This is a genomic window from Terribium retamae, from assembly GCF_022347545.1.
GTDB lineage: Bacteria > Pseudomonadota > Alphaproteobacteria > Rhizobiales > Rhizobiaceae > Mesorhizobium > Mesorhizobium retamae.
The window spans coordinates 1-25,102 of sequence record NZ_JAKREW010000020.1 but is presented as its reverse complement, the minus strand read 5'-3'; the positions used below and the strand labels follow the sequence as shown (position 1 = coordinate 25,102).

Annotated in this window: 37 protein-coding genes; 25 read left to right on the top strand and 12 right to left on the bottom strand. The window is 58.9% G+C overall.

The window, feature by feature from the left end:
- Window positions 1-32 precede the first annotated feature (32 nt).
- The 22 genes from L4923_RS18645 (at window position 33) to L4923_RS18540 (ending at window position 12,430) form a co-directional block, all read left to right on the top strand.
- On the top strand, window positions 33-1,382 hold the full coding sequence (locus L4923_RS18645) for a hypothetical protein (protein WP_239367829.1): 1,350 nt from the start codon (window positions 33-35) through the stop codon (window positions 1,380-1,382).
- A gap of 491 nt (window positions 1,383-1,873) precedes the next feature.
- Complete coding sequence (locus L4923_RS18640; RefSeq protein WP_239367827.1) at window positions 1,874-2,461, top strand: carboxypeptidase; 588 nt, start codon at window positions 1,874-1,876, stop codon at window positions 2,459-2,461.
- Window positions 2,458-2,694 carry a hypothetical protein gene (locus tag L4923_RS18635; RefSeq protein ID WP_239367825.1) on the top strand — a complete coding sequence of 79 codons (237 nt, stop codon included), beginning with the start codon at window positions 2,458-2,460 and terminating at the stop codon, window positions 2,692-2,694. Before L4923_RS18640 ends, L4923_RS18635 begins: the two co-directional genes overlap by 4 nt.
- Window positions 2,694-3,101, top strand: coding sequence for a hypothetical protein (locus L4923_RS18630; RefSeq protein WP_239367823.1), 408 nt, complete (start codon window positions 2,694-2,696; stop codon window positions 3,099-3,101). The genes L4923_RS18635 and L4923_RS18630 overlap by 1 nt, the downstream gene beginning before the upstream one ends.
- Complete coding sequence (locus L4923_RS18625) at window positions 3,098-3,298, top strand: hypothetical protein (RefSeq protein ID WP_239367821.1); 201 nt, start codon at window positions 3,098-3,100, stop codon at window positions 3,296-3,298. Before L4923_RS18630 ends, L4923_RS18625 begins: the two co-directional genes overlap by 4 nt.
- A 172-nt stretch (window positions 3,299-3,470) precedes the next feature.
- Window positions 3,471-4,115, top strand: a complete 645-nt coding sequence (locus L4923_RS18620) for a S1 family peptidase (protein ID WP_239367819.1) — start codon at window positions 3,471-3,473, stop codon at window positions 4,113-4,115.
- On the top strand, window positions 4,115-4,438 hold the full coding sequence (locus tag L4923_RS18615) for a hypothetical protein (RefSeq protein WP_239367817.1): 324 nt from the start codon (window positions 4,115-4,117) through the stop codon (window positions 4,436-4,438). The genes L4923_RS18620 and L4923_RS18615 overlap by 1 nt, the downstream gene beginning before the upstream one ends.
- A complete protein-coding gene (locus L4923_RS18610; protein ID WP_239367815.1) occupies window positions 4,435-4,938 on the top strand; it encodes a hypothetical protein in 504 nt (167 codons plus the stop codon). Before L4923_RS18615 ends, L4923_RS18610 begins: the two co-directional genes overlap by 4 nt.
- Entirely contained in the window at window positions 4,938-5,504 is a 567-nt protein-coding gene (locus tag L4923_RS18605; protein WP_239367813.1) for a hypothetical protein, read from the top strand. Before L4923_RS18610 ends, L4923_RS18605 begins: the two co-directional genes overlap by 1 nt.
- A gap of 85 nt (window positions 5,505-5,589) precedes the next feature.
- The gene (locus L4923_RS18600) at window positions 5,590-5,739 is read left to right on the top strand and encodes a hypothetical protein (protein ID WP_239367811.1); all 150 of its coding nucleotides are present in this window, start codon (window positions 5,590-5,592) and stop codon (window positions 5,737-5,739) included.
- Window positions 5,726-5,944 (top strand): hypothetical protein, encoded by a 219-nt coding sequence (locus tag L4923_RS18595; RefSeq protein ID WP_239367809.1) that lies wholly within the window; start codon window positions 5,726-5,728, stop codon window positions 5,942-5,944. Before L4923_RS18600 ends, L4923_RS18595 begins: the two co-directional genes overlap by 14 nt.
- On the top strand, window positions 5,941-6,393 hold the full coding sequence (locus L4923_RS18590) for a hypothetical protein (protein ID WP_239367807.1): 453 nt from the start codon (window positions 5,941-5,943) through the stop codon (window positions 6,391-6,393). Before L4923_RS18595 ends, L4923_RS18590 begins: the two co-directional genes overlap by 4 nt.
- Window positions 6,394-6,397: 4 nt before the next feature.
- The gene (locus L4923_RS18585; RefSeq protein WP_239367805.1) at window positions 6,398-6,955 is read left to right on the top strand and encodes an RNA ligase family protein; all 558 of its coding nucleotides are present in this window, start codon (window positions 6,398-6,400) and stop codon (window positions 6,953-6,955) included.
- The gene (locus L4923_RS18580; RefSeq protein ID WP_239367803.1) at window positions 6,955-7,155 is read left to right on the top strand and encodes a hypothetical protein; all 201 of its coding nucleotides are present in this window, start codon (window positions 6,955-6,957) and stop codon (window positions 7,153-7,155) included. The genes L4923_RS18585 and L4923_RS18580 overlap by 1 nt, the downstream gene beginning before the upstream one ends.
- A 342-nt stretch (window positions 7,156-7,497) precedes the next feature.
- Window positions 7,498-8,724 (top strand): helix-turn-helix domain-containing protein, encoded by a 1,227-nt coding sequence (locus L4923_RS18575; RefSeq protein WP_239367801.1) that lies wholly within the window; start codon window positions 7,498-7,500, stop codon window positions 8,722-8,724.
- Between the two features lie 282 nt (window positions 8,725-9,006).
- The gene (locus L4923_RS18570) at window positions 9,007-9,210 is read left to right on the top strand and encodes a hypothetical protein (RefSeq protein WP_239367799.1); all 204 of its coding nucleotides are present in this window, start codon (window positions 9,007-9,009) and stop codon (window positions 9,208-9,210) included.
- Window positions 9,207-10,040: a hypothetical protein gene (locus L4923_RS18565; protein ID WP_239367797.1), complete on the top strand. Its 834-nt coding sequence runs from the start codon at window positions 9,207-9,209 to the stop codon at window positions 10,038-10,040. Before L4923_RS18570 ends, L4923_RS18565 begins: the two co-directional genes overlap by 4 nt.
- Window positions 10,037-10,315, top strand: coding sequence for a hypothetical protein (locus tag L4923_RS18560; protein ID WP_239367795.1), 279 nt, complete (start codon window positions 10,037-10,039; stop codon window positions 10,313-10,315). Before L4923_RS18565 ends, L4923_RS18560 begins: the two co-directional genes overlap by 4 nt.
- Before the next feature lie 187 nt (window positions 10,316-10,502).
- Entirely contained in the window at window positions 10,503-10,700 is a 198-nt protein-coding gene (locus L4923_RS18555) for a hypothetical protein (RefSeq protein WP_239367793.1), read from the top strand.
- Window positions 10,701-10,937: 237 nt separating this feature from the next.
- Window positions 10,938-11,303, top strand: coding sequence for a CAP-Gly domain protein (locus tag L4923_RS18550; protein ID WP_239367791.1), 366 nt, complete (start codon window positions 10,938-10,940; stop codon window positions 11,301-11,303).
- The gene (locus L4923_RS18545) at window positions 11,300-11,794 is read left to right on the top strand and encodes an HNH endonuclease (protein ID WP_239367789.1); all 495 of its coding nucleotides are present in this window, start codon (window positions 11,300-11,302) and stop codon (window positions 11,792-11,794) included. The genes L4923_RS18550 and L4923_RS18545 overlap by 4 nt, the downstream gene beginning before the upstream one ends.
- A 60-nt stretch (window positions 11,795-11,854) precedes the next feature.
- Window positions 11,855-12,430 carry a hypothetical protein gene (locus L4923_RS18540; protein WP_239367787.1) on the top strand — a complete coding sequence of 192 codons (576 nt, stop codon included), beginning with the start codon at window positions 11,855-11,857 and terminating at the stop codon, window positions 12,428-12,430.
- Between the two features lie 296 nt (window positions 12,431-12,726).
- Here L4923_RS18540 and L4923_RS18535 read toward each other — a convergent pair whose 3' ends face one another.
- The 5 genes from L4923_RS18535 to L4923_RS18515 form a co-directional block, all read right to left on the bottom strand.
- Window positions 12,727-13,146 (bottom strand): hypothetical protein, encoded by a 420-nt coding sequence (locus L4923_RS18535; RefSeq protein WP_239367785.1) that lies wholly within the window; start codon window positions 13,144-13,146, stop codon window positions 12,727-12,729.
- Between the two features lie 732 nt (window positions 13,147-13,878).
- Window positions 13,879-14,097, bottom strand: coding sequence for a hypothetical protein (locus tag L4923_RS18530; protein WP_239367783.1), 219 nt, complete (start codon window positions 14,095-14,097; stop codon window positions 13,879-13,881).
- Window positions 14,097-14,360 carry a hypothetical protein gene (locus tag L4923_RS18525; protein ID WP_239367781.1) on the bottom strand — a complete coding sequence of 88 codons (264 nt, stop codon included), beginning with the start codon at window positions 14,358-14,360 and terminating at the stop codon, window positions 14,097-14,099. The genes L4923_RS18530 and L4923_RS18525 overlap by 1 nt, the downstream gene beginning before the upstream one ends.
- On the bottom strand, window positions 14,357-14,563 hold the full coding sequence (locus L4923_RS18520) for a hypothetical protein (RefSeq protein WP_239367779.1): 207 nt from the start codon (window positions 14,561-14,563) through the stop codon (window positions 14,357-14,359). Before L4923_RS18520 ends, L4923_RS18525 begins: the two co-directional genes overlap by 4 nt.
- A 702-nt stretch (window positions 14,564-15,265) precedes the next feature.
- Window positions 15,266-15,538 (bottom strand): hypothetical protein, encoded by a 273-nt coding sequence (locus tag L4923_RS18515; RefSeq protein WP_239367777.1) that lies wholly within the window; start codon window positions 15,536-15,538, stop codon window positions 15,266-15,268.
- Window positions 15,539-15,717: 179 nt separating this feature from the next.
- Between L4923_RS18515 and L4923_RS18510 the strand changes: the two genes are divergently transcribed.
- The 3 genes from L4923_RS18510 (at window position 15,718) to L4923_RS18500 (ending at window position 17,490) form a co-directional block, all read left to right on the top strand.
- Window positions 15,718-16,068 (top strand): hypothetical protein, encoded by a 351-nt coding sequence (locus L4923_RS18510; protein ID WP_239367775.1) that lies wholly within the window; start codon window positions 15,718-15,720, stop codon window positions 16,066-16,068.
- Between the two features lie 79 nt (window positions 16,069-16,147).
- Entirely contained in the window at window positions 16,148-16,582 is a 435-nt protein-coding gene (locus tag L4923_RS18505; RefSeq protein ID WP_239367773.1) for a DUF4440 domain-containing protein, read from the top strand.
- A complete protein-coding gene (locus tag L4923_RS18500) occupies window positions 16,579-17,490 on the top strand; it encodes an alpha/beta fold hydrolase (protein WP_239367771.1) in 912 nt (303 codons plus the stop codon). Before L4923_RS18505 ends, L4923_RS18500 begins: the two co-directional genes overlap by 4 nt.
- Window positions 17,491-17,638: 148 nt before the next feature.
- Here the strand turns inward: L4923_RS18500 and L4923_RS18495 are convergent, their stop codons facing one another.
- The 7 genes from L4923_RS18495 to L4923_RS18465 form a co-directional block, all read right to left on the bottom strand.
- A complete protein-coding gene (locus L4923_RS18495; protein ID WP_239367769.1) occupies window positions 17,639-18,664 on the bottom strand; it encodes a COG3904 family protein in 1,026 nt (341 codons plus the stop codon).
- A 166-nt stretch (window positions 18,665-18,830) separates the two neighbouring features.
- Window positions 18,831-19,634 (bottom strand): MipA/OmpV family protein, encoded by an 804-nt coding sequence (locus L4923_RS18490; protein WP_239367767.1) that lies wholly within the window; start codon window positions 19,632-19,634, stop codon window positions 18,831-18,833.
- 53 nt (window positions 19,635-19,687) lie between these two features.
- On the bottom strand, window positions 19,688-21,064 hold the full coding sequence (locus L4923_RS18485; protein ID WP_239367765.1) for a sigma-54-dependent transcriptional regulator: 1,377 nt from the start codon (window positions 21,062-21,064) through the stop codon (window positions 19,688-19,690).
- On the bottom strand, window positions 21,057-22,802 hold the full coding sequence (locus L4923_RS18480) for a sensor histidine kinase (protein ID WP_239367763.1): 1,746 nt from the start codon (window positions 22,800-22,802) through the stop codon (window positions 21,057-21,059). The genes L4923_RS18485 and L4923_RS18480 overlap by 8 nt, the downstream gene beginning before the upstream one ends.
- A gap of 235 nt (window positions 22,803-23,037) precedes the next feature.
- On the bottom strand, window positions 23,038-23,505 hold the full coding sequence (locus tag L4923_RS18475) for a DUF2147 domain-containing protein (RefSeq protein ID WP_239367761.1): 468 nt from the start codon (window positions 23,503-23,505) through the stop codon (window positions 23,038-23,040).
- A gap of 218 nt (window positions 23,506-23,723) precedes the next feature.
- The gene (locus tag L4923_RS18470) at window positions 23,724-24,110 is read right to left on the bottom strand and encodes an EamA family transporter (protein ID WP_239367759.1); all 387 of its coding nucleotides are present in this window, start codon (window positions 24,108-24,110) and stop codon (window positions 23,724-23,726) included.
- A partial coding sequence (locus L4923_RS18465) for a GNAT family N-acetyltransferase (RefSeq protein ID WP_239367757.1) occupies window positions 24,107-25,102 on the bottom strand: 996 nt, incomplete at its 5' end. The genes L4923_RS18470 and L4923_RS18465, both read right to left, overlap by 4 nt.

Sequence of the window (25,102 nt, the reverse complement as noted above, 5' to 3'; positions counted from 1 at the left end):
GCGATCCTGTGGTGTTAGGGGGGTCGCGCCGAATGGTTTTATCTCAAAATGAAGACAGATTCTCGTCTATTGGCGGCAAGCTCGCCTGTGTCTTCTATCTCGTGCTTTTTCCAATATTTTTTGCTTACCACCTACTAGCCGCGCTTGGTGTCATGCCTCTTTTCGCAGGTGCTTGGTGGGGTGCCTCTACCTTGGTCTGCCTGCTTGTTCTTGGATTTCTTGCGGCAAGGAAGTCCTTCGTATCCGGTCCATGGATTGTTCACGGCCCGGTTGTCATCCTTGCTGCTCTGGTTGCCGTCTGCGCTATTTACTACCGATTTTGGGGCCACGAATGGCAACAAAATTCGGAGATGTTTACCGGGTCGGTGAAGCTGTTAATCGCGTGGGGCGGCCTCTATAGCTTAGGTTTTTTGCTCGAGTACGACGAACGATTGAAAACAGCAGCGTCTGTTTCTCTTTGGGCGATGGCTTGCGCTGCGTTCTTTCTGATAGACCCGTTTGATGTCTCCTTCATCCCCACGGAATGGAAGGACGTTCAACCGGGAATCGCAGGCTATCAATGGTTCAGCCAAGCCGTGCTGTTCACCGGTATCCTGGTCCTGAGTTATGAAAGGCGCCCGCAAGGTCAAATCGTTTCCCTGGCTGTTATGGATGCAACGTTGTTCCTGACGGCTTCAAGGGCTGATCTGCTTGCGGCGTTGGTGGTGACGTTCGGATGGTTTGTCATTCAGGTGTTTAGGCGACGTTATCTCCTCACGATCCCCGCTGCGGTGGCGCTTTTTCTCACGGCGCTTTTTGTTTACATCTACCCGGCCGCCTATCTGGCGGTGGAACGGGCGGTTCCGAAAGTCATTGCTTATTTTTCGCCTGCCGATGCTCCCCCGTTGATCGTAGAGCGCGTGGACAGCGATGAACGAAAAGGCGGCAAGAAAACCGAGACCATTGAACGCTACGCTGAGATCGGAGACCTGGCTAGCTCGCCATCGATGCACGAACGCAGCAAGTATTTCTGGAGCGGATGGGAGTCTATCAAGCGGTCGCCGTTGACGGGGGACTACGGTGGCCAAATCCGCGATTATGGAGAATACGGCACCTACATGCACAATGTGCTCGGCGTCTGGCGTGATTATGGGATTATTTCATTCGCGATCTTTGCGATGCTGACGGCTGCAGTTCCACTCGTTGCGATGTGGCGGGTGCTATGGGATGGCAGTGACGATCCAATGTGGGTATTTACGCTATACGCGGGCGGCGTGATCCTGATTTCGGCGCTGGCCGTGAAGTCAGTCTATTGGCCCTTGCCGGCGCTTGGATGGGGACTGCTCGCTGCTAGCATCGTTCGTGAGCGCCGTTCTGTGGCGTCGGCAATTAGTACTGAATGAACCAAGTCCCGATTTGCCACAGGACGATGAAGAACGCGACTATCGCGATAACCTTTAAGATTCCCGGCCCATCACGAGGCGCCGAGGGTGCAGGATCAGAGTCATTTTTGCTCACTATGGAACTCCAGATCGTCACGGCTTCCTACATTAGCAAATCATTCTAGGTCTTGCCGACCCATTTTTAAATAGCCGATAGGCCAGAAACCCCAGCGCGAGTGCGCGTCCACTCGGCGGCTCTGGTGGTTCTTTTCGCCAAGTTGGCTTCAATTCATTCGCGAAATGGGCGGTGCAAAAATGCACACAACAACCCTTGGCCGCCTGTCCAGGTGGCTCAACCGGCTCTCTGGCGGGGAGCCCGGACAAACGCTTTGCGCGCGCATAGCGGCGGCACGCGGTGATGGCTGTAGATTCTGCCGATGGGTAGCGCGGTTCACCGAGCCGAACCACTGCGCGATTGAGCTTGCGCGCTGGCGCGATAGGAAGGACAAAGAATGCCAAACATGAACCTTGGCGACACTCGCCTGATTGTCGACACATGCAAGAAGGCCGGATTGCTTCGCAATGAGACGGCCTATGTGCTGGCCACGTCTTATTGGGAAACTGGCCGCACCATGAGGCCGGTGCGCGAGTACGGCGGCGAGACTTATCTCAAGAGCAAGGCTTACTATCCCTTTGTAGGTATGGGCTATGTGCAGTTGACGTGGGAGCGCAACTACCGAGACTGGTCGCGCAGGTTGGGCGTCGACTTCGTTGCCAGCCCAAGGAAGTTGCTCGAGCCGCAGTATGCGGTGCGCATCCTGGTTGACGGCATGCGGCTGGGCACGTTCACCGGCAAGCGTTTGAGCGACTACATCACCCTGTCGAAGTCAGATTTTGTCGGCGCGCGCCGCATTATCAACGGCACGGATAAGGCCGCATCGATCGCCGCCATTGCGCGAGACTACGACGCCTCGCTGAAGGCGGAAGGGTATGGCGTCGGCGGCAAGCCAACCGTCCCGGCGCCTGCCAACGACAACAACCAGAACTGGATTGCGCGCCTTATCGCTGAGATCCTGTCCATATTCAAGAAAGCCGCATGATGCTGCCCGATGTAAAAAGCCTTTGGAGCCATCTTGTCGGGTGGTTCCACGATTCCGAAACCATTCTTTGGGCCCGTCTGCAGGCCGTGCTGGGCGTTGTTGCCACGATCGTTACCTATGTGGATCCGGCCGTATTGCAGCCCATCCTGCCTCCGGCCTGGTTCCCGGTGCTGCTGGTGCTCAACGGCATCTTCACCGAATATCTGCGCCGCAGGCGTGAAGCGGGCATGTAATGTGGGCCGCCATCGTTAAGTGGCTGACCAGTTCTCTGGTCGGCCAACTCACCGAAGCCTATAAGGCGAAGCTTGCCGCGCAGAATGACGAACAGCGCTTGGTTGCGGAGGCGGCCATTAAGCAGCTTGAAGCCGAAATGCAGGCTCGCGCTGGCGCCAAGGAAATCCGCCTTGCCACGGCTGGCTTTTGGGAAATGCGCGTCATTGCCGCAGTGATTGCGGGATGCTTCGCACTGCATCTCCTGCTCGTGACACTCGATACTTGTTTTTCGCTTGGTTGGCGGGTGGCCGCATTCCCGGCGCCCTTTGACCAGTGGGAAGGTACTATCTTGCTTTCATTCTTCGGCGTCCAGGTTGCCGGTCAAGGCATCACGGCGATTGCTTCCGCCATTCGAGGCCGCAAATGACCGCGGCAGAAAACGAGCGTTTGGCTCGCCTCGAAACGCAGATGGAGGACATGAAGACCAAGGTTGATGAAATGCATGCCGCTTTTCTGGCTGCACGCGGCGCCAAGTGGGTCATCATCACTCTGTGGATTGGCCTTGGCGCAATGATCGCCAACGTCAAGTGGATACTCACCGCCATGGGCGTGAAGTTTAACTGATTTTATTACCTATCCATTTCCAGAAAGCCCCGTTTGCCTTGACCGGCAGCGGGGCTTTTTCTGTTTGTGGTACTCTCTAGGCGCTTTAGCATAACCGCATTGACATTCTAGGCGAAAACGCCTAATGTAAGAATCGCAAAGGAAATACACCCTTCAAATCAGGACAACGGCCATGCGCGCACGATCGTTTGCAGCAGCCCTCTTTGCCGCCTCTATGCTGGCCGGATGCGCCAGCACAGATCCAATCGAAACAGGCGGCGTTCCAAGCGCAAGCAGCGTTGTGCGCATTGAGACGGACACCGGGCTTGGTAGCGGTGTGTACATCGGCGGTGGCGTTGTCATCACAGCAGCGCATGTTGTTGCCACATCATCCGGCACAATTAAGCTTCGCAGCGACGACGGCGACGTGCAGCAAGGCGAAGTTCTGTGGATTAACCAGCAGTACGACATTGCCGCAGTGCGACCGGCCAACAGCAAGCGGTTTGCCGCCGCATCGTTGTCGTGCCGCACGCCTAGTGTTGGTGAGGAAATCACGGCCAAGGGGAATCCTTTTGGCCTCAAGTTTATCACCATGCGCGGTTACGTGGCATCAAAGCCTAGCGAATATTCGCCAAGTTGGAAGTCTGCCTTTATTGTCGACGTCAGTATGGCTAGCGGCATGAGTGGCGGACCGGCTTATGACCAATATGGCAAGGTTGTTGGCATCAACGTTGGCGTAGTAGATCCGCACGGCAACGAAAGAGGCTCCACTAGCGGGTTTGCCTTCGTAGTGCCGTCTAACGCCGTGTGCGGCCTGCTTGGGCGGGAGGGCGTGTGATGCCTACGAAACCAAATAAGGGTGAAGTTAAGAAGACGCCATGCGGGCCGCTCGTATTGGTCGCTTACGTTGTTGCCGGTTTCCTGACTTTTGGTCACGTATTTAACCGGTCTTATGAACCGCCGACATCTGTTGTTGATTGCGGTGAAGTGCCAGACATATTGTCGAGCGAATGGGACAAGTATTGGGTCTGCCGTCAAGACAATATTAGAGCAAAGTACAGCGGCGGAAGTTTCGTACAGTCTGCATTGCCGGCAATGGCGGCAGGGTTGATCTGGCCAATCTATTGGGGTGGCGTTGCGGCCATCAAGGTGACGAAATGACCGTCGCCAAGCTATTCATCGTGAATTTCGGCGGCGCGTGCGTCTTGGTGTGGGCCTACATGATGGGTTACCTGCAACGCCTTGTTGCGACCGACGCCTCGCACATCGGACTGCTTATCGTTGCGGTGTTTGCTGCTGGCGTCGTGTCGACATTCCTACAGGCGCGCAAGGTGGATAAGGCGGCACAGAAGTCGCACAAGTACCAACGTGAACGCGCCAAGGAAGCTATTGAGATAGATAGCGCCCATCTGTCAGACCTTAGAAAGCTGCTGTTCATCTTTGGCGTACTTGGCAACGCAATCGGACTCATGATCGCATTCAGCGCGATCAAGTCCGGCGCTTCGGCGCAAGAGGTTAGTGCTGGCGGTGCGCAGTTTCTTGCCGGAGTTGGGACCTGCTTCTCGGCAACCGTGGCGGCGTTGTCTCTAGCGTGCTGGACCATCGTGAACATTCGCATATTGACAACGGCTACGGACAAGCTTGCGCCGGAGTACAACTAATGGCTTCCCGCAAGCACGACGATGACGATTGGCTTTGGTCGTATGTGGATCTACTTGGCGTTCTAAGCGCCGCCTTGCTGGCATTCGTCTATCTCATGTTGCCACTCATCAACGAGCCGTCGAAGGCACAAGACAATATACCGCCTCCAGGTAACATAGCTGTTTTGGCGTGCTGGCAGACCGGCGACATCGATGTAGATTTGTGGACGGATGCGCCCGGCCAGAAGGCTGCGACAGGTTATAGCAACAAGTCGGGAGCGGTTTGGTCGCTGTTACGAGACGACCTTGGCCAGGAGAACGATAGCGGACCGTCAAACTGCGAGTCGGCATTTGCCAGAGCGACGCCGGCAGGCGAATTCGTGGTCAATCTGCACGGTTATTCACTGCCGACCGGTCCCGTAACGGTCCATGTCGAGATCGCTATCAACGGTCGGCTTTTGCTGTCGCGCGATATCGAGATTAAGCCAAAACAAGAGCGTACCGTTGTGCGCTTTACGCTGGGCGAAAACGGCCAAGTCGTAAGCAGCAACGAGGTATTCAAGCCGTTACGGAGCACCGTCAAGTGACGTTCATCTACGCTGGAATGTTCGTTGTGCTTGTCGTGGCTGCCGTTGGGTTTACGGCCTATTCCAAATGGTCGGAGCGCCGCAGATGATAACCCGCATTATGGCTTGGTGGCATGCCGGACAAGCGCGCAGACTTGAAGTAGCGGTGCGCCATTACGCGATAGCCTATCAAGCTGCGAAGGCGCGTTACGAAAATGCGCTGTTGGATGTGAGGGCTAACAATGACGAAGAATGACGGTGGGCCGGCGTTTCCTCAGATATTCAATACAGACGACCGCCCATACAACCCAGATCCAGGCATGTCTTTGCGCGATTTTTACGCCGCGCACGCGCTCACTGGACTTATCGCCAGAATGGTCCACGCTCAAGATTTGACATCTAAGACCGTCAAGTGCGCATTTGACGTAGCCGACGCCATGATTGCGGAGCGCAACACGTGATCGCTCTCACAACCATCTGGCTGGCCATGTGCCTGGCACTTTGCGGTTATGCTTGGTACGGCGTGCGGCGTCTGTGGGCGCTACCGGCGCTTGCCGTTATCGCCGCTATGGCAATCTATGCGCCGACCGGTACGCCACGATACACTGCGCCACCGGCAGGCCAATACACGGTGCTGGGCGCACGGATTGACGTCCCTGACGGTAACGGTAGTGGGGCAATCTACGTCCTGCTCGACAACGGCAACGGCGAGCCCACCTACTACCTTCTCCCCTATACCACCGGCCAAGCTAACGACTTGCAAGAGGCGTTGGACACGGCTGGCGAAGGAGGAACAGTTAAGGCCACCATGAACGGCGAGGGGGGCGGCATGTCTTACGACGGCGAAGCGCCGGTTACTGACGACAGCAACAAGGCCGAAGAGCGGCCGCAGATTGAGATTGGAGGGTGATGCTATGAACGACGTTGCATCTAACGACAATGCTCCTTTCGTACCGTTTCCCAAGATCCCGCGCCTGAAGCGTGGATGCGTCATTACGGAGAAGATTGACGGCACCAATGCACAAGTTGTCGTCGGTGAAGACGGCTCTGTGCGAGCCGGTTCGCGTAATCGTTGGATTTCGCCAGAGGATGACAACTTTGGTTTTGCAAGGTGGGTGGCCGAACACGCGGACGGACTTCGCGAACTTGGTCCCGGCCAGCACTTTGGCGAGTGGTGGGGCTTGGGCATTCAGCGCGGCTACGGCCTGCACGAGCGCCGTTTCTCGCTGTTTAATGCCGGTAGATGGAGCGGCGAGCGTCCTGCGTGCTGCGGTGTGGTTCCGGTGTTGTATGCTGGTGACTTCACGACCGACGCTGTTGACGACGTGGTTGCAATGCTTCGCGCAAACGGCAGTACGGCTGCGCCAGGTTTCACCAAGCCAGAAGGCGTTGTGGTCTACCTGACCGCAGCGCGACATACCTACAAGGTCATGTGCGACAACGATGATGTTGCCAAGGGGGAGGCGGCTTGATGTTGGACGCCGGACAAGCGCTGATGCGCAACTGCCGTATGTGGAAGCGCATCGGCACGTCACTAGAGAAGGCGGCATATAAAGCCGCAGAGGGTGGATTAGATAAGCGCGCCATTGCGCTGGCGAAGACGGCAGAAGCTTGTTTTTGGCAGGCGACAGGTGACAGTGACGCCGTAGACCCGAAGAATATTCCGTCATGACCTGGCACCCACACAAAGGCGGCGACGCACCAACGAAAAGCGCCGTCGCCATCAAGCGGCGTGACGGCCGCGAAGTTGAAATGCCGGAAGGTTGCGCGGTGGATTGGGCGCACACCGGAGCGTCTAGTGACATTATGGCTTGGAGGAAGTTGTGACACGCTTCGCAGCAATAATGCTTGGTTTCGCTACTTCTGGCGGGGTCGCTGCCATACTTCATGGAATAGCCGCAAACGAATGGGCCGCGGCCTTAAGTGCGATTTTCGCCGGTCTATGCGTAACCGTAGCTTTGATCGATCTTATTAAGGACTAACCATATTGCATCTCCTTACCGATGAGCAGATTATGGAGGCTGTGCTTATGCGCGCCTCCTGCGACAGCGACCGTGAGGCGGCGCGCCGTCTTGGTTGCGCCTACAGCACTCTCCAGAACCGCCTGAAGCGGGCAGCAGAGCGCGGCCTTGTGAAGCCAGGCACTGAGACTATGCCGGGTTATGTGATCAAGTCGCTTACGGAGACACCGCGCGGCACGTTCACCAAGCAGGTGAAGGAGCACGGCGGGCCGTTCGAAGTTCCGCAAGGCCACATCGTCAAAGGTGTGTCGTCGCTGGTTGACGGTGACGGTCGGGTTGTTCTGCAGTGGAACAAGACGGCGCTTGAGCGCAGCCCGGTCGACCTTGCTGAAGTTCTAAAGAAGGCTTTCGAGGGTTACGAGCCTGCCGCACCGGTCAGCGAGCCGCCAGCCTATTGCGACGACGCGCTTTTGACGCTCATTCCGTGCAATGACTGGCACGTCGGCATGTTTGCCTGGCATCGCGAAACCGACACCAATTGGGATCTGAAGATATCAGAGCGCGAGATTGGGCGCGGCATTGAAGATGCGATTGCGCGGTCGCCTCGAGCGGGTACGGCAATTGTTCTTGGTGGTGGCGACCTGACGCACGCCGACAACCACAACAACGAAACCGAGCGCAGCCACAACAAGCTGGACGTGGACGGTCGGCACACCAAGACCGTTGAAGTCGCGGGACGCCTCATGGCCCGCACCATCGATGCCGCGCTTCGCCACAATGGCCGCGTCATCGTTCGAAACCTAAAGGGCAACCACGACAAAGAAACCGCGCCGGCCGTGGCTTGGTATCTGGCGGCTTGGTATCGGAACGACCCGCGCGTTTATGTTGACCTGGATCTGTCGCTGTTCTTCTATCACCAGCACGGCAAGGTGATGCTGGCCGCTACTCACGGCCATGAAGTCAAGCTGCGCGACATGCCGCAAGTCATGGCCAGCCGAAGGGCGGAAATGTGGGGCGCCACCAAGTACCGGTATGCGCACGGCTTCCACGTCCATCACAAGTCCGGCTTCGTGACGGAGGGCGGCGGCGTTGTGTGTGAGTCGCATCAGGCGCCAATTCCTGCCGACGCGTGGCACTACGGTGCCGGGTTCTCGTCTGGCCGGTCTTTGCAGACGATCACCTACCACAGTGGCATGGGCGAAATTAGCCGAGTGCGAGTGGCGATGATGGATACGCCCGTTGCAGCAAACGACAATCAACCCGAACGGAGGGCGGCATAATGAACTGGAAGACGAAGCGTCTTATTGGAACCGCGCTCTGGTGCCTGGTTCCATATCTTGGAATGTCGTTCGTGGCTTTCGACTTGTCGTTTGCGCTATCTGACAGTGGCGGCCGAGCAGTCCTGCTCCTGCTGACCAGTTCTCTTGGCTTCTTGGCGTTCAGCTATCCAGGTTGGAAATATTGACCACCACCGAAGTGTGGGCGTTCCGGATATTCGGGGCGCTCCTGGTTCTTGGCTTTGCCAACTGGCTTTTTCAGGAAGTGATTAGGGAGGTTGTGTGATGAAGCGCCTGCTTATGGAACCGGACGGCTGGCCGTGCACATACGAAGAATGCCGTCCGGGATTTTTCGTATTGGGTGGCGACGTCCTTCTTAAGAGCGAATACGGATCGCAAGGTTATTGCTCGAGCGGTGAGGCGTTTGCCGGAAGTCATGAATTGGTCGTGCAGCCAGTAACGGCTGTTTGGCAGGAGTTCGAGGAATGATCACAGACAATCTTGCCCGCCAGCACGTCGAGCATAATCCCGACGACCTGGCGACAGCCGCGTTCGGGCCGCTGCATATGTATGGAATTCACGAATGCGAGCGGGAGCTTGTCATTCCGTTGGCTCTTGGCCGCCGTTTGCCGGTCGGCGCTAATGACAATGCCACGATTCCCACCACAGATGTGTGCCAGGTTGCGGGGGCCGCAACGGAGCGCAACAGTTATAAAAACCCGCGCAGCGTCAACATTACCGATTGGGCTAAACCAAAAGACCGCGGACCGTACATCACCACGTACACCGGTCGTTTTTATTTCAACGATCCTCGCCCGGAAGACTTTGAAATTGAGGACATCGCGCACAGCCTGGCAATGACGCGCCGGTATAGCGGCCACGGTCGGCGTGAGTACACAACCGCCGAACACAGCGTACATGTCTATCGCTGGCTGGTTGCGCAGGCAGCTTCATTGGATACGAGGCTTGCCGGGTTGGTGCACGATGCACCAGAGCCTCTTTCTGGCTTCAACGACGTGGCTAGTCCGCGCAAGAAGACGTGTTCGGCCATTGCGGCAGCAGAGTCGCTTATTTGGCGGAAAGCGATCGCCCCAAAGTTCGATCTTCCGGAGCACATTCCAGGGGCAGTGCATGAAGCAGACAAGCGCATTTGTCACGACGAGATGACTCAAAACCTTTGGGAAGTTGACCCCAATGTTGGGCCACCGCTCGGCGTTGAATTGGAGTTTTGGCCATTTGAACGTGCGCGTGCTGAATTCCTTCGTGCGTTTTACGAAGTGCAGCGCCAGCGCCAAGAGCAGGCGAGGGCGGCGGCGTGAATGAGATTCCTGAAGATGTAGCGACGCAAGCTCGAATTGCCATATCAGGATGGACGATAGACGATGGAACGGTTTTCCAGTTCGACCAATGCGCGCATTCAGTAGCCAGGGCCATTCTTGCCGAACGTAAGAGGTGTGCGGGGTTGGCTCGCTCTTGGGAGGCAACAGCGCGCAAGCTGGCCGAAGAAGAGAAGGACGGTGAGCGAGCCCTGTATCACCATTTGGCGGCTGATATGGCCAGCAACGTGGCATCAAGCATCGAGTCTGGCCAATGACAGATAGATACTTCATGTCCAGAGACTGCAGTGGACACTGGTACGTAGTTCCAGTTGACAAAGCTGTTGCCTGGGAAGAGTGGACCGATATTCCAGAAGACGACGAACGGTCTTGGACGGCGCCTGAGTTCGCTATTCCTGTTGGCGGCTCGCCGTCGTGCGTCACATTTAGCGCTCCGGTAGTTCCATGACCATCCGCATCACCGACGATTTTGCGGTGCGCCGCATTGGCTCCCTCATGACGGCAACAATCATTGAGGACGGCTTCCCGGCCAGAGCCACGCTTAATGCCAAGCAGGCACGCGATGCGGCCGAAGCGTTCAACGTGCTGGCCGTGATGCTGGGGGCTTGTGGTGATGAACAGGAAGAGAAGGAGGCGGCGTGACCTGGTGGATTCAACGAACAAACGTGCCGTCGTTCTCGGTTGACGACGTGCACTTTGTGCAGCCGGTCGGCTTCGTATGGTTTAGCAAGCCGAGATATCGCGTGAAGGCCGGCAGGAGGGTAATTCAATGACCGTATTTGGACTTGTTGTTGCCTTTATCCTCGCCTGTGCGTGTTTCTGGCCGGAAGACACTGGAGAATGGCTTGGCAAGATTGCCAAGGGCTTTAGGAGTGTTCAGTGAACCACTTCTACGTCGGACAGCCTGTCGTCTGCGTTGACGCCAGTCGACCGCACAACATTGCCAATTGGGAATTGGTGCAGGACGCCGTCTACACAATTCGGTGGCTGGGCATGTTCTCGCACTACATTGATGGCGATTACCTTGGCGTCAAGCTTGTCGAAATAGATCGCGGCGAAGATCCTGAATTCGGTTATCACGACATGCCGTTTTACGCGCGCCGTTTTCGACCTGTTGTCAAGGATCCGCTGGCCGTGTTTCGCAACGCGCTTTCATACACAAAAGGCAATCCGCCTTACATGCCGGATGCGCCAGAAGAGCCGCGCCGTCGTGTGAAGGTGCGGGAAGAGGAGGTGTGTGAGTGACGTTGACGCAACAGCGGCTGAAGGATGTCATGCATTACGATCCGGAGACCGGGCTGTTTACTTGGCGCGTAACCTTAAGCAATCGGGCGAAGGCAGGAACCACCGTAGGCAGCGATGATGGTCGCGGGTATATCGTTATCAGACTGGACAAGCGGCGCTACTACGCTCATCGATTGGCCTTTTTGTATATGACTGGTGAATGGCCGCCACACCTCGTAGACCACGAAGATCTAAATCCATCTAACAACCGATGGAAAAACATTCGCCCTGCCACATTCAGACAAAACATGTGCAATCAAAGTCTTCGTAGTGACAACAGCCTAAAATTAAAGGGCGTCTATGAACAGCAGGCAGGGAAATTCATTGCCACAATTCATTTGGGAGGTCGCAAGAAAAAGCATCTTGGCACTTTTGCGGATCCACAGATGGCACACGATGCATACATTAAGGCAGCAAACGATACTTTTGGCGAATTCGCGAGGGCCGCATAAATGCAAGCAGCTACTTCTTGGACACCATTCGGACAGATGCCGCTCGCAACGCGAGCCGTCATGGCGTACGCCAACGACAACCTGCCACTTCCGATGATCGGTCTTACCGGACGCCGTAATGTCGGCAAAAGCACAGTCGCCAATCTTCTGGTCAAGGAATTCGGCTATCAGAAGGCGCACGCTTTCGAAGTCGGATTGGAGGCGGCCCGCGAATTCTTTATCGCTATGGGCTTTGACGCTGATGATGCGTGGGAAATGACTTACGGCGATTTGAAGGACGTTCCCAATGAAGACCTTCCGGGTGGTGTTGCGCCTCGGTACTACTTAGAGAAATCAGGTCACTTCCATGCAACCGTTCTTGGCACGGAGTGGACTCTAGCGCTGGCCATCAAATGTGCCCGCCGTCGCGCTCCACACGCTCCAATCGTCGTGGAGTCGCTTGTCTACGAAGCGCCGTGGTTCAAGCAGCAAGGCGGCATCGTGTGGCGGCTCGAGCGTCCTGGCCACGAGGGGCCAGCCGGCGTTGAGTCCGACAAGGTGCAGGCGTTGATTGTTGCGGATGAAGTGATTGCGGCCGTGACAAAGGAAGAACTTTTGTCCAGGGCGCGGGAGTCGGCGCGGAGGATGGTTGATTGATGAGTGACCCGTTGAGGGAAATACGCGAGACGCTGCGCCAAGAGAACGGCGGGAACTATGGCTTTGTCTGTATTTGGCGTCGCGGCCAGCAGGGCGCCTCGGCACGTCATGTGACTGTGGGTGAGTTTTTGTCTGACCCAAATAATCAGTCCGGAGAATGGTACATCGACGGTGGGTGGGGCGGACCTCCAGGGCCGATAGTTGTTCGTTGGAGCGGTAGCCACTGGATCAATGGTGGGTATTGCGGCCACCGCTTTGAGTAAACAACTAGGGCGCCCTTCGGCGCCCTTTTCTTTTTAAGCCTCGCCAGCCGCAACTGCTGCTTTGCTTGGCACTAGTTGACCCGTGACAGGGTCGCGACGACGGCGCCGCTTCTTCTCACCACCGCCAATCGTAACAGCCTTGGCGCGTACATCATCAACGCCACGCGGCGCGCGAATGTATGTGGCCGGATTAAACTGACCGTCGCCACGCGTAAATACGTCAACCATCTTGTCTGATAGTAGCTGATTGTCGTGCAGCCATTTGAGGCCAGCCACAACGGCGTCAACGTGCTTGCTGGCCTCCGCAACAATAGCCGCACGCCGCTCCTGTTCGGCGCGCTTGTGCTTCTCTGCAATGGCCATTTCGATTTCGTTACGCAAACGCTCAAGCTCTGCGTCCGACTTCTCCAAGAGTTCCGGACGCAACTTTTCAATATCAGACACCATGCTCAACACCCTTCCTTGTTGTTGAGCAGGGCTATATCACACCAGCGCTATGACGCAACGCTCGCTAGCAACTGTTGCTCGTCGTTCTTTGTGTCCGTCGCTACCCGCCTTGGGCATAAGGACGTTTGCGCAAGAAGGCACGGCGAGCAATCTTCTAGCCCCGGCACCTTCAAGCACTCACCAAGCACAACGCGATCGCGTATCGTGTCCTTCATTGCGTAGGATCTAACGCCATAGACCTCGCCGGCTCTGCCGCACTTTTGGCGCGACGTTACCAGCGACGGCATCGGCTGATCACGATGAGACACGCATTCCCCAACTGCGAAACGGTAGTCGTCCGCAGGCCCAACCCTGGTTACCATTTTGTGGTGGCTCCCCGCACCGCGTGCCGCCCTCGTAACGGCACTGTGTTACCTACGCGGCACCGACGAGGCGAAGCCGGGGGTTGATAACCGGATCGGCGTCCGGCCGATGGGTTTTAGCTTTCGCCTGGACATAACGCACCGCCCCCGGCCGTTATTGGCCAGGACGTGCGCGCCGCCGAGCAATCGCACAAAATCAATCGGCGCTTCCTCGACGCCGACGAAAACCGGGTTATCAAGCCCACTAAAGCAATTAGCATGAATTAATCTTTTAGCAACAGCGAATTCGCCTTGAAACAATTTGTGATAATGGTTCGGCTAACAAAAAGCCCGCTGGAGCGGGCTGTGAAAAGTATACGTGTACTTTAGTGCTATTTTATTCTGATATTATCGTACCCCTTAGCGTCAACTCCAGTTCAGGGCCGGGCTTCAGTATCTGGTAGCCGCCACCGCTTTCCTCCTCTGCGTCAAGGTCCCTGACCGGCTCGCGCCGCACCTCAAACAAGCAAGCTCCAAATTCGTAGAGCTTGCCGCCTAGGTTTAGAGTCGTGCGGTGTGTCTTGTCGTCTGTGGTAATAGTTATGGTGTGCTTCATCACTTCTCCCCACGCGCCAGCGCAAGTGCGGCGTCCACTCGTTGTTGCAGATCCCTGTATTCGTCGTCTGAGACGCTCCAAACAGGACTATCATAAGGCATAGCCTCCCTGCATTCGCCTAGGAGCGCAATAAGGTTGTCTATAACCTCTTCAGATTTTTTCCACGCCGCTTCCATCCCGATATAGGCGTGCTTCCAGTTAACGCGCGGCCGCCTTGTCACATCTTCGCTATAGCCGGGATAGGCGTCTCGTGGCAGATTCATTTCCGCTCTCCTTTAGCCAAAGCCAAGGCTGCGTTGAGCTTATCTAGGCGGCTGTGGTTTTTGCCCCATTCTGCGGCGATTTGTTTGTGAGCGTCGATCGCTGCCGCCATGAGAACGTCTATAATATCTTGTTGCCGATCTTGATACATAGACTCTTTCTCTACGCGCTCGCGAGTGTCACCAAAGCTTTCATATTCGCACATATTAATCTCCTGCCATCCTTGACTCTACGCTCTACCAGTTCCTATTTCGTTCTCATGCGCAAATGGGAAACATTGACGGATCTTGCCGAGCTAATCATTGCCCGCTCCCGCACCGGAAAGCCAGTCACCCTTACGCCAGACACCGCTTTCCTGGTTGGCCTGAAGCTCATGACAGCGGACGCCAAGCCGTCGCACCACGATATCATCGCGGAAATCTGCGACAGCAAATGCACCCAACCGTGTGTCCCATGCACCTTCAAAGCCAATGCCATCGTGAGGTTGTACGGGCAGGGTCGTAACGCCACCAGTAACGCGCAATAACGCGACCGTTGTTTTAGTTCACTTTTCACCGGCACTTTCGCTAACAAGCCGTCACAGAGTTGACTTTGGAATTCTGCACGTCCTAATACAGAAAACGTGCAAAATACGTGCAGCTTTCAAAATATGACCCTGTACGCCTTGCGCCATAAGGGTTTGTAACTTCCAAACCAACCCTTGGTAAGGGAGAGGTCGAGAGTTCAATCCTCTCTGGCAGCACCATTCTTCTCCCAATGGAATTCATAGATCGCCTCGTCTCCGTGCGCGAGGCAAGGCGGTTCCTGACCAATCGCGGATTTGCAGGATTTGTGCCGTGGAATCAGGACTGGTTTGCGATGAGACCCGGCCGATTGCGGCTTCAAGCAATCGGCCGGCGTGCAATCATTATTTCTCGCTTTGAGCCGTTTTCGAGTTGCGGGCGGTCAGCACAAGCAGCGGCAGCGCTATGATTCCCCCGATTGCATAGATCACCAGCGCATCCAGGAATGTGGAACCTGATTGGCCAAGTGTATAGAGATAGCTGCCAATCAAGACCGCAGCCAAAATGCCTATGGCGTAAGAAGGCACTAGAGACAGGCTGACGATTTTTCGCAGAATCCATGCGAACAACGCGCCGAAGAGCGCCATCGCAAGCGCTGCACCTACCAATTGTCCCATTTTTTCCCCCAAGGATGATCCCGATATCGGTTGATGTGACAGGCTTGAAAAGTTCCTGTCGTGGCTCCCGTTTGGTCACGATACCACAGGCAATGGAAAGAACAAAATAGGAACAAAATCCTTGACTGGTTCTCCGTAGGGATGGCAATCTGAGGTCATTAAACCGATGGAGAAAAACAATGACCGAACCTGCGAGGGGCGCGGAGAGTGAAGCTTTGCCCTTGCGTCTGAACTGGAGGCAGGCGGATCGCGAGGCTGATTATGTTGCCGACGCGGACGGCTACGACGGCTGCGTCGGCCGCATCTACCTGCGCGGTGACGGCCCGCAGCAGGGGCTGTGGTTCTGGGCGATGAACGCGCACGGCTCGGAAATCAGCCGCAACATCGATAGCCTCAACGGTGTCGAGAAGTCGGCGCGTGCGGCGGCCCGCATGGTCGAGGGCGCCTGGTTCGCAGCCATCAAAGGATCATCGCTTGACCGACCGCTTCCGAGGCGGAATGCCTATGCGATGGCGAGAACAGGGGAGTGATGGCAGGCAAGCGGGCAGCCAAACAATAATGGAACCTGTGCTTGCCCCCGTACTTTTCGCTTCCAACGGGAGACCAATGATGGAACCGAGCATCAGGAAGTTCTTCGAACGATACGCGGATTTTTTCAATCGTTCGCTCGGCGGCAACATGGATGAAAACGAGCTGGCCTCGCTTTATGCCCCGGCCTTCATAGCGGCGTCTCCAAATGGCGTGATGACCGGCAAGAACGATGACCAGCTCAGGCAGACCATGGTGGAGGGCTATGCGCACTATCGGGAAATCGGCACGAAGGATATGCGGATCCGCGATATCCGCGTTTCCGCCATCGATGACCATCATTGTGTCGCCCATGTCGCCTGGACGGCAACCTATGCCCGCCAGGATCGGCCGGACATCTCGATAGATTTCGACGTCCACTACCTGATGCAGGAACTGGACGGCGAACCGAAGGTCTTCGGCTGGGTGGCAGGCGACGAGCAGGAGCTTCTGAGGAAGCACGGCATCGTCTTATGATGACTGGGTTCGAGAGCCGCAGGGTCGCGACATCGCAGGGCGGTGTGTTTGTACAACTGGCCGGAACAGGCCTGCCCTTGCTGCTGCTGCACGGATTTCCCCAAACAAGCCTGATGTGGCGCGACGTCGGTTTGCTGCTTGCCCGGCATTTCACCGTCATTGCCGCCGACCTGCCGGGTTATGGCGCCAGCGATTGCCCGCCTGCCGGGCAAGGGCATGAAGCCATGTCGAAACGCGCGATGGCGACGACACTGGTCGAGGCTATGGCAGTATTGGGGTACGATCGCTTCGCGATAGCGGGGCATGATCGCGGCGGCCGGGTGGCCTATCGCGCAGCACTCGACCATCCGGACACGGTGACGAAGGTGGCCGTGCTCGATGTCATCCCGACCTTCGAAGCGTGGGACCGTGCGGACGCACGCCTCGCCTTGGCGTTCTGGCCGTTTTCGTTGCTGGCTCAGCCGGCGCCTCTGCCCGAGCGGCTGATCGCGGCAGCGCCGGAGGCGATCATCGACAATGCCTTGCGGGAATGGGGATCGCCGCCGGAGGTTTTCGCGCGCACGGTGCGGGACAGCTACGCGGATGCATTGCGCGACCCTGCACATATCCATGCGATCTGCGAGGAGTATCGCGCAGCCGCCGCCGTCGACCGTGAGCACGACCGCGCCGACCTCGAGGCGGGACGGCAGATCGCTTGCTCGCTGCTGGCGCTGTGGAGCGCGCATGGCGGGCTGGCGAACTGGTATGGAGATGCCGGCGGGCCATTGGGCATCTGGCGCCGCTGGGCGAAAGACGTGCACGGCCATGCTGTCGACGGCGGTCATTTCTTTCCCGAGGAAATGCCGGAAGCGACCGCTGGTCTGCTGCGGGATTTCTTCGAAAGGGAAGGCGCTGTCGAGCGGTCCTAAGGCTGGTGCCTCTGAACCCAACGCACGTCGGCAACGCTCCGAGTCAGTCGCGGCGCTATGCGCCTGTATCACGGGCTCAGAACATTGCGTTCCGGTTGGCCGCCTTTTCGGACGCAGACTGAACAAAGCCCCGCTTGCGTCGCAGCCGCTACCGAATGACCTCGCCTCCCTCGGCGACCACCTTCGGGTAAGCTCCGCTGGTAAGTGTGTAGTTGAAACGGGCCGCGCCCTTGGCCTGTTTGTTCCGCACTACATTGCGGACAATCCAGTCGTAGGTTCCCGACACCATGCAGCGATCGTTGGCGCAGGTTACCATCACGCTTTCGTTGCGTATCCGATAACCACGCTCGGGCCATCTCTGGAAGTAGCCCCGCTTGTCCGCGACGATCTCGGTGAGGTCCTTCATCTTCCCGTAATAGTTCACTCGAGGCGCATAAGTGGCGACAACCTGGCCGATGGCCATGTGCTCAATCGGCTGTTGTTGCTCGATCAGTTCCTTCACCACGGCGAGCGCGGCGGCCTCCGGCTCCACGACCGGTGGCTGTGCGGTCTGCGGCCGCGCGGCTTGTGGCGGCGCGGCCTGCACCTGTGTGGCTTCCTGCGTGGCCGGCGCGGTCCCGGCGGCATTTAGCACCCGCTCGATGTCCGAAGTGATCACGTGCAGGTCCGCCATTTCGCTGGAAGACAAATAACGCATATCCGACCGGTCGTAGCTCAGCGCCATAGCCAGCAATTTGGGGTCGACTCCCATCTCGGTGAGATAGGTTATGATATGAGCTGTGAGCACCTGGATTCCGGCCACGGCATCACCGGCTGACATCGAGGCTTCGTCGGAGAAAGACGCGCGATGAACCCCGATCGAGCCCGGGTCGGCCATGCGTTCGACGCCGCCCATGAAGGCCAGCGAACAGGCCGATGCGCATTCCGTGAAGCGCAGTTGAAACGTATTCAGCCCGGCGGCTCTTATCATCTGCCCAAGCTCGATGGCGGTTTCGACATTGCCGCCTGAAGAATCGAATGTGACGTATTTCGCGCCGCTTTGGCTGACCGCATTCGTGAACCCAGCCAGGGATTCGTTGGCCTCGAACTCGCCGGTCACCATCACAAAGGTCAGGCTGCCGGCTGTCTTGGTGTTGAATTCCAGCCCCCACGCGCCTTGCGTGAGCGCGATCAAAGCCGCTCCCGCCAATCCGATTCCGTTAAGGAAACGCATATCCCGCAAACCCTGCAAGCCCGTCGCCAGTAAGAGCCAGCTTTGAGGAGATTTCAAGTGTCAACTTGGCGTGAAAGAGGTCCGCCGTCGCTCGATGCAATGAATCGTCCAGCCCGGCAGCCCCAGCCTATTCCGCCGTGAACGAATAGGTCGCACCCACCCCAAAGGTGAACTGGTTGCGGGAGCCGAGATCCTTGACGATTGGGCTGTCGGCGGCGTCGCCTACCATGTAGTCGAAGCGCTGGTAGAGCGTCGTCGTCCATTCCTTCGACCAGATATAACTCTGTGCAGCCGACAGACCAACGCTGGCGATGCCGCCCTTGGGATCGAAAGCGGCCACGCTGCCGTCGCGGATCGCTGCTTCGGGCGAGACGCCGTATTTGACGTTCATGACGTTGTCGTCGGCCAGCACGAGGCGAGGCCCGCCGGACAGCGTCAGCTGGCCGTAGTTCTGCACATAATCGGCCATGATGTCGGCGCTGAAGCCGTCATTGGAGCGCAGGCCGTGGCGCAATTCGCCGCGCAGCCGCAACTGATCCTCGATCGGCCAGAACTCGGCGAACACGCCGGCCTCGACCGTCCACGGATAGGTGTCGAACCCTTCCAGCCTGCCGCCTTCGTTGGAGCGGCCGGGCCGCAGGCTGGCGACGGGACCGATGGCGAAATGCTTGCCGGTGAAGAAGGTGATGTCGAAATTGTCGTCGGGTGCCGAAAAGGTCTCCGGCTCGGAGGCGCGGCGGAACGAGATCGAAGGCATGCTGCTGAGGCCGTAACGCGACGAACCATCCCATTTCGGGCTCACCGTCATCATGCCGCCGACGCTGATGATCCAGGGGTCGTTGGAAGCAATCGGCTTTTCGTCAAGGTTCTCGGCTGCTCGTGCGTTGCTGAGCGCAAACGCGCTACTGGCAACAACCAGCAATGCAGACACAAGCGAGCCACCTTGCCCGCGGCCAGACTGGGAAACTCGACGCAAAACGAACCTCACCTTGCTGTCTTGGCGATCTTGATACCAAGTTTCTTGATCCGATGCCAAAGGCTTCGTTCTGCAATACCCAGCCGTTCGGCGGCCTTGACCTGGACGCCATCGGTTTCCTGCAGGGCGGCGAGGATGAAATCGCGCTCGATGCGTTCCATCTCGCCATCGAGATCGGAAGGCACGGCAGGGTTCGTCGCGGCCGGCCGTTTTGCGCGGGTGACATAACCCGGCAGGTCCTGCGGCGTGATCACGTTCTGGGAAGCGACGATGGTTGCCCGTTCGATGGCATTCTGCAGTTCCCGGATGTTGCCCGGCCATTGATAGGCTGAAAGCGCTGCCTCGGCTTCCGGCGCAAAGCCCGAGATCTTCTTGGTCATTTCGGCAGCGAAATGGCTGAGAAAGTGGCTGGCGATCGGCAACACGTCGCCGGCGCGTTCGCGCAGGGCCGGCACGCGGATCGGGTACACGGCGAGGCGGTAATAGAGATCCTCACGGAAATCGTCGTCATCCATGGCGGCTTCGAGGTCGCGATGGGTGGCGGCGATGATGCGCACGTCCACCTTCACGCTGCGGTCCGAGCCGACCGGCTCGAAGGTCTGGTCCTGTAGGGCGCGCAGCAGCTTGGGCTGCAGGGAGGCGGGAAGGTCGCCGATCTCGTCGAGGAAAAGCGTGCCGCCATTGGCGGTGACGAAACGGCCTTCGCGCGCCGCCACCGCACCGGTGAACGCGCCCTTGGCGTGGCCGAACAATTCGCTTTCGAGCAGGTGTTCGGGGATCGCCGAGCAGTTGATGGCGATGAAAGGATTGTCCCGCCGCGGGCTGTTAAAATGGATGGCCCGGGCGACCAGCTCCTTGCCGGTGCCGCTCTCGCCCTGGATCAGCACCGTGGCGCGGCTTTCGCACACTTCCGCGATCTGCCGCAGCACCTCGGCGAAGGCAGGGCTGGAGCCGATCAGATTGCCGAAGCTGTATCTGCCTTCCAGTTCGGCGCGCAGGCGGCGGTTTTCGTTGACCACCTGCGTCAGGCGCAAGGCGCGCCGGGCGGTGGCGATGACGTCGTCGATCTCGAAGGGCTTCGAGATGTAATCGAAGGCGCCGTCTTTGACCAAGGCGACCGCATCGCGCAGCGAGGCATAGGCCGTCATCACCACCACGGGCATGTCGGGGCGCTTGCTCTGCAGTTCATGCAGCAAGTCGCGCCCATTGCGCCCAGGCATCCTGAGATCGGTGATGACAAGGCCGAACTCGCCTTGTTCGATCCGTTCCAGCGCGCTGTCGGCGCTGGTCACGAACTCGCTGGTCAGGCCGCCGCCTTCGAGGGCCAGTGCCAGCGTCTCCGCCAGGCGGGGCTCGTCGTCAACGACCAGGATCGAACTAGTCATTCGCGCTCTTCTTCTGGTTCAGCGGCAAACGTATAACGATGCTGGTGCCGCTCTCCAAGGCGCTGGTGCAGGTGATTGCCCCGCCGTGATGTTCGACCACGGAGAGCACTTTTGCGAGGCCGAGGCCCGTGCCCTTGGTCTTGGTGGTGAAGAACGGGTCGAACATGCGGTGCACCACATCCGGCTCCATGCCGGTGCCGGAGTCGGCGATGGTCAGCACCGCTTCCGCCGCCTCCTCGTCCGCTTCGGCCTTGACCGTCAGCCTGCCGCCGTCGGCCATCGCCTCCATGGCGTTGAGCACCAGGTTGATGATGACCTGATGGATCTGGTCGGCATCGGCCTCCACCACCAATCCGTTCGTCACGGCGATGTCGCGGGCGATGCCGCGTTTGTCGAGCTCGGGCGCCATGAAGTCGACGGCTTTGTTGACGATCTCATCCAGGGCGACCGCCCGCATGGTCGGCCGGTTCGGCCGCACATAATCGAGCACCTCTGTGACCAGACGATCGATGCGATTGACCTCGTCGAGGACAAAACCCAAGAGCCGCTCGTCGGGCTGGGCGAGGTAGCTGCGCTGCGCCACCAACTGACTTGACGTCTTGATGATGCCGAGCGGATTGCGGATCTCATGTGCGATGACGGCGGCAGCCTCGCCGAGTGCCGCCAGTTGCTCGCGCCGGCGCATCTCGCCTTCCATCTGGCGCAACCTTTCGAGCTGCCGCGTCATGATGTTGAAGCCACTCGCCACTTCAGCGATTTCCGGGCCGCCACGTTCCGGCAACTGCAAGCGGTAGTTGCCGGAAGCGACCTCGCGCAAGCCACGCTTCAGGCCCTGCAAAGGCCCCGTCAACCGGCTGGCCAGCACAATGCCGACAGTAATGGAAAGGCTGGAGGCGATCAGCGCCAGGATGGTGAACAGGCGCCAGTCTATCAGCTGTTCGAACACTGGCCGCCGTGCCGTCAAGCCAAAAGTGACGATGCCAACCAGCCGACTGGAATCGTCGCGAATGGCGCCGTAGCCGGTGGCCAGTCCACCGCTGCTCCTGTCCGGCACGACCGTATAATTGTCGCCCCGGTTGAGGACGGCCAGCACGTCGTCGGATATCGTCAGCGGATCGCCGCGCCCCTCGCGCACCAGCGGGATCATGCTATTCCCCTGCAGGCGATAAGCATGGATGATGATGGCCGTCTTGGCGCGCGGCGTGGCAAAGAAGGAATCGTCGAGCTGGTTGGCAACCAGCACATGCAGCACCTGCCCGTCACGCTCGAACAGGCGGGTCGCGCCGACGACGAGACCTGGCTTGCCGTCCTTGGTCACGGTGAAGACAGAGCGTGTCGAGCTGCGCGGCAGCGGCATGTCGAGCGCCGCGCTGCCGAAACGGTAGAGCGTGTTGCCCTTGTCGTCGTAGATCAGCACGAGATCGTAGCCGACGGTGGAGAGCAGGTCGGAATAGACGCGCAGAGAGGTCGAGTTTTCATTGACCTCACCGGTCAACACGCCGCCATGCGCCGGCAAGGAGGCGCCGAGGATGGAAGCGGCGCGGTCGGCCTCGTCCTCGCTGCTCATCGTTTCGCTGACCAGGAAGTCGGCAGCGCGACCCAGCCAGCGTTCGACATTGTGCTTGAAGCTGGACGAGATCAGCACCGCCGCGACATAGGACGCGATCAGCACCGGTGGTACGGAGACCGCCAGAAAGGCAAGCACCAGCCGCCAGCGCAAAGTCAGCCCGTTGAGCACGATGCCTCCGGTCCACGCATCTCATACGGAATTGCTTCGACCACGAGCGCGGTGCTGCCCCTCATCGCCCTGCCGGGCACTTCTCCCCGTGAACGGGGAGAGGGAGGCTGGCCGCAACGATAGCGCTCATTCTGCAAGGCTGGCGATTGGCGAAATCCTCGCCGAGAGCGTCCCTCTCCCCGTTCACGGGGAGAGGATGCCGGCAGGCAGGTGAGGGGCAGCACCGACGGGTATCTCATTGCTGCGCCGCCGTGGAACAGCGCTGGCCGGCCGGCAGGGCGTACCGCTTCCAGGTGAAGGTCTGGCCGAGTGCCTTGACACCGAGATAGCCGGTGACGGTCAGTCTGTCGGGCCCGGCAAGCTTCAGCGTCGCATCGTAGGTGTCGCCTTCCTCCGGATCGTAGATCTTGCCGCCGTCCCAGCCGCCCGATTTGTCGGGGCTCAGCCCGCTCAGCACGGCAAGGCCGCAGATTGGCCGCTTGCGAAGCTTAGGGCTGGGGTTGTTCTCATCGGTCAGGGCAGCCCCTTTGTCGTCGGTCGGCGTCTTCAGCCAGACGATGCGGCCGCACAGCTTGGCTCCGCAAGGGGCGATCTCGACGACACCCTGGCCGTCATGGGTCAGCCAGGTGGTGGCGATGTCGGTTTGGGCTGAGGCGGCGGTGGTCAGGAGCAGGAGGCTCGCCAGTGCTACAGCGCATCGCACGAAGCCCCCCTCTCCGTCACCGCTTCGCGGCGCCATCTCTCCCCCGGTTTGCGGGGGCGAGGAACCCAAGTTGGATGGGCGTCGGCGCTGCAATCGCGGTTCCTCGCCCCTGCCGAAGGCGGGGGAGAGGTGGATCGCCCGAAGGGCGAGACGGAGAGGGGGCTTTCGCGCCATAGGCAACAGGCTGGCCACCCTTCCACGCAAACAGCCAATCTTCGTCATTCCGGTTTTCCTCGGCCGATCAGCAGGACGCCGGAGATGATGAGCGCGATGCCCGCCGTCTGCGGCCAGGTAAGATGTTCGCCGAACAAAAGCATGCCTGCCGCCGGCACGGTGACATAGGTGAGCGCGGAAAGTGGAAAGGCGCGGCCGAGGTCCATGCGCGCCAATATCAGCATCCACAGGACGAAAGTAAGGGCATATAAGAACACGGCAAGCCATAGCGCCGGCGTCGTCAGCGCCGCCAACAGCCAGGCCGTGTCGAGCGATCCGGCGCCGATGCGCTCGCTCGCCCATTTGAAGGCGATCTGCGTTGCCGTGTCGACGACGACGAACCCAGCGATGATGCCGCGCAGGCCTGGCGAACTGGTGGCCGATAGGCTCATTGTTCACCCACCTTGTTGCGGGCTTTCGCGCGTGCCGCGCGCAGGTCCGGATCCCAGCGGTCGAGCGCCAGCCACGGCGCGATCGCGGCAAGGCCGCGATTGAGCAACCCGTTGGTGTGCTTGGCGTAGATGGCCGAAGGCACCAGCCGGCTGCCCATGCGGAGCTTGGATGCATAGGCGGTCTGGCCGGTCTGTAAAAGCGGCCTTCCGATCTCCCTGCAGAACTGCAGATTCTCCATCCAGCTCACCACATAGAGATTGTGCTCGCGTGCCAGCGGGTAGGCCATGCCGAGGAACTTGTCGATCACGCGGTCGGCGCCGACGAGCAGCAGGTTGAAGGCGGCGAGTTGGTTGCCGACCCAATAGAGCTGGAACACCGCATCCTTGCCGAGGCGCCGCGCGACTTCTGTGAAGTAGGAACGCGGCAATTCCTCGAAGTCGCCATAGCGCAGCTTGCTGTTCTCCTGCGTCGAGCGGTAGAGGGCGGCAATCTCGTCCTCCAGCCCGGCGATGTCGTTGCGCCTTTCGATGCGGATGCCGTCGCGGCTTTTCAGCTTGCGGCGGATGTCCTTGCGCGTGGCGTTCGAAAGCCGCGCCAGATAGGCGTCTTCGGTGTCGTCGACATCGGCCACCGCCACCGGCAGGCTGGCCAGTCGTGTGAAGCCTTTGGCGGCAAGCAGGTTGCCGACCAGCCTCTCGTCTTCGGGCGTGACGTCCTTTAACACGATGACGGCTGCCTTGCGCCGGCGCGCTTCCCGCTCCACCGCGTCGATCAGCAAAGCGTGTGCGGTGGTGCCTTCGCTGGCCGAGAGCCAGTCGCGACGCACGAAGTGGCAGTGGTCGGCCATCGGCGAGCCGACGCCGAGCAGGTCGAGCGCCAGCAGCCCCGGAAACCGGTCGACCAGCCGGCCGGTCCAGGCACCGAGCGAACCCTGGAACGGTGTGTCGAGCCGATAGGTCAGCGAAAACAGCGGCGCCGCCATGGCCAGCCC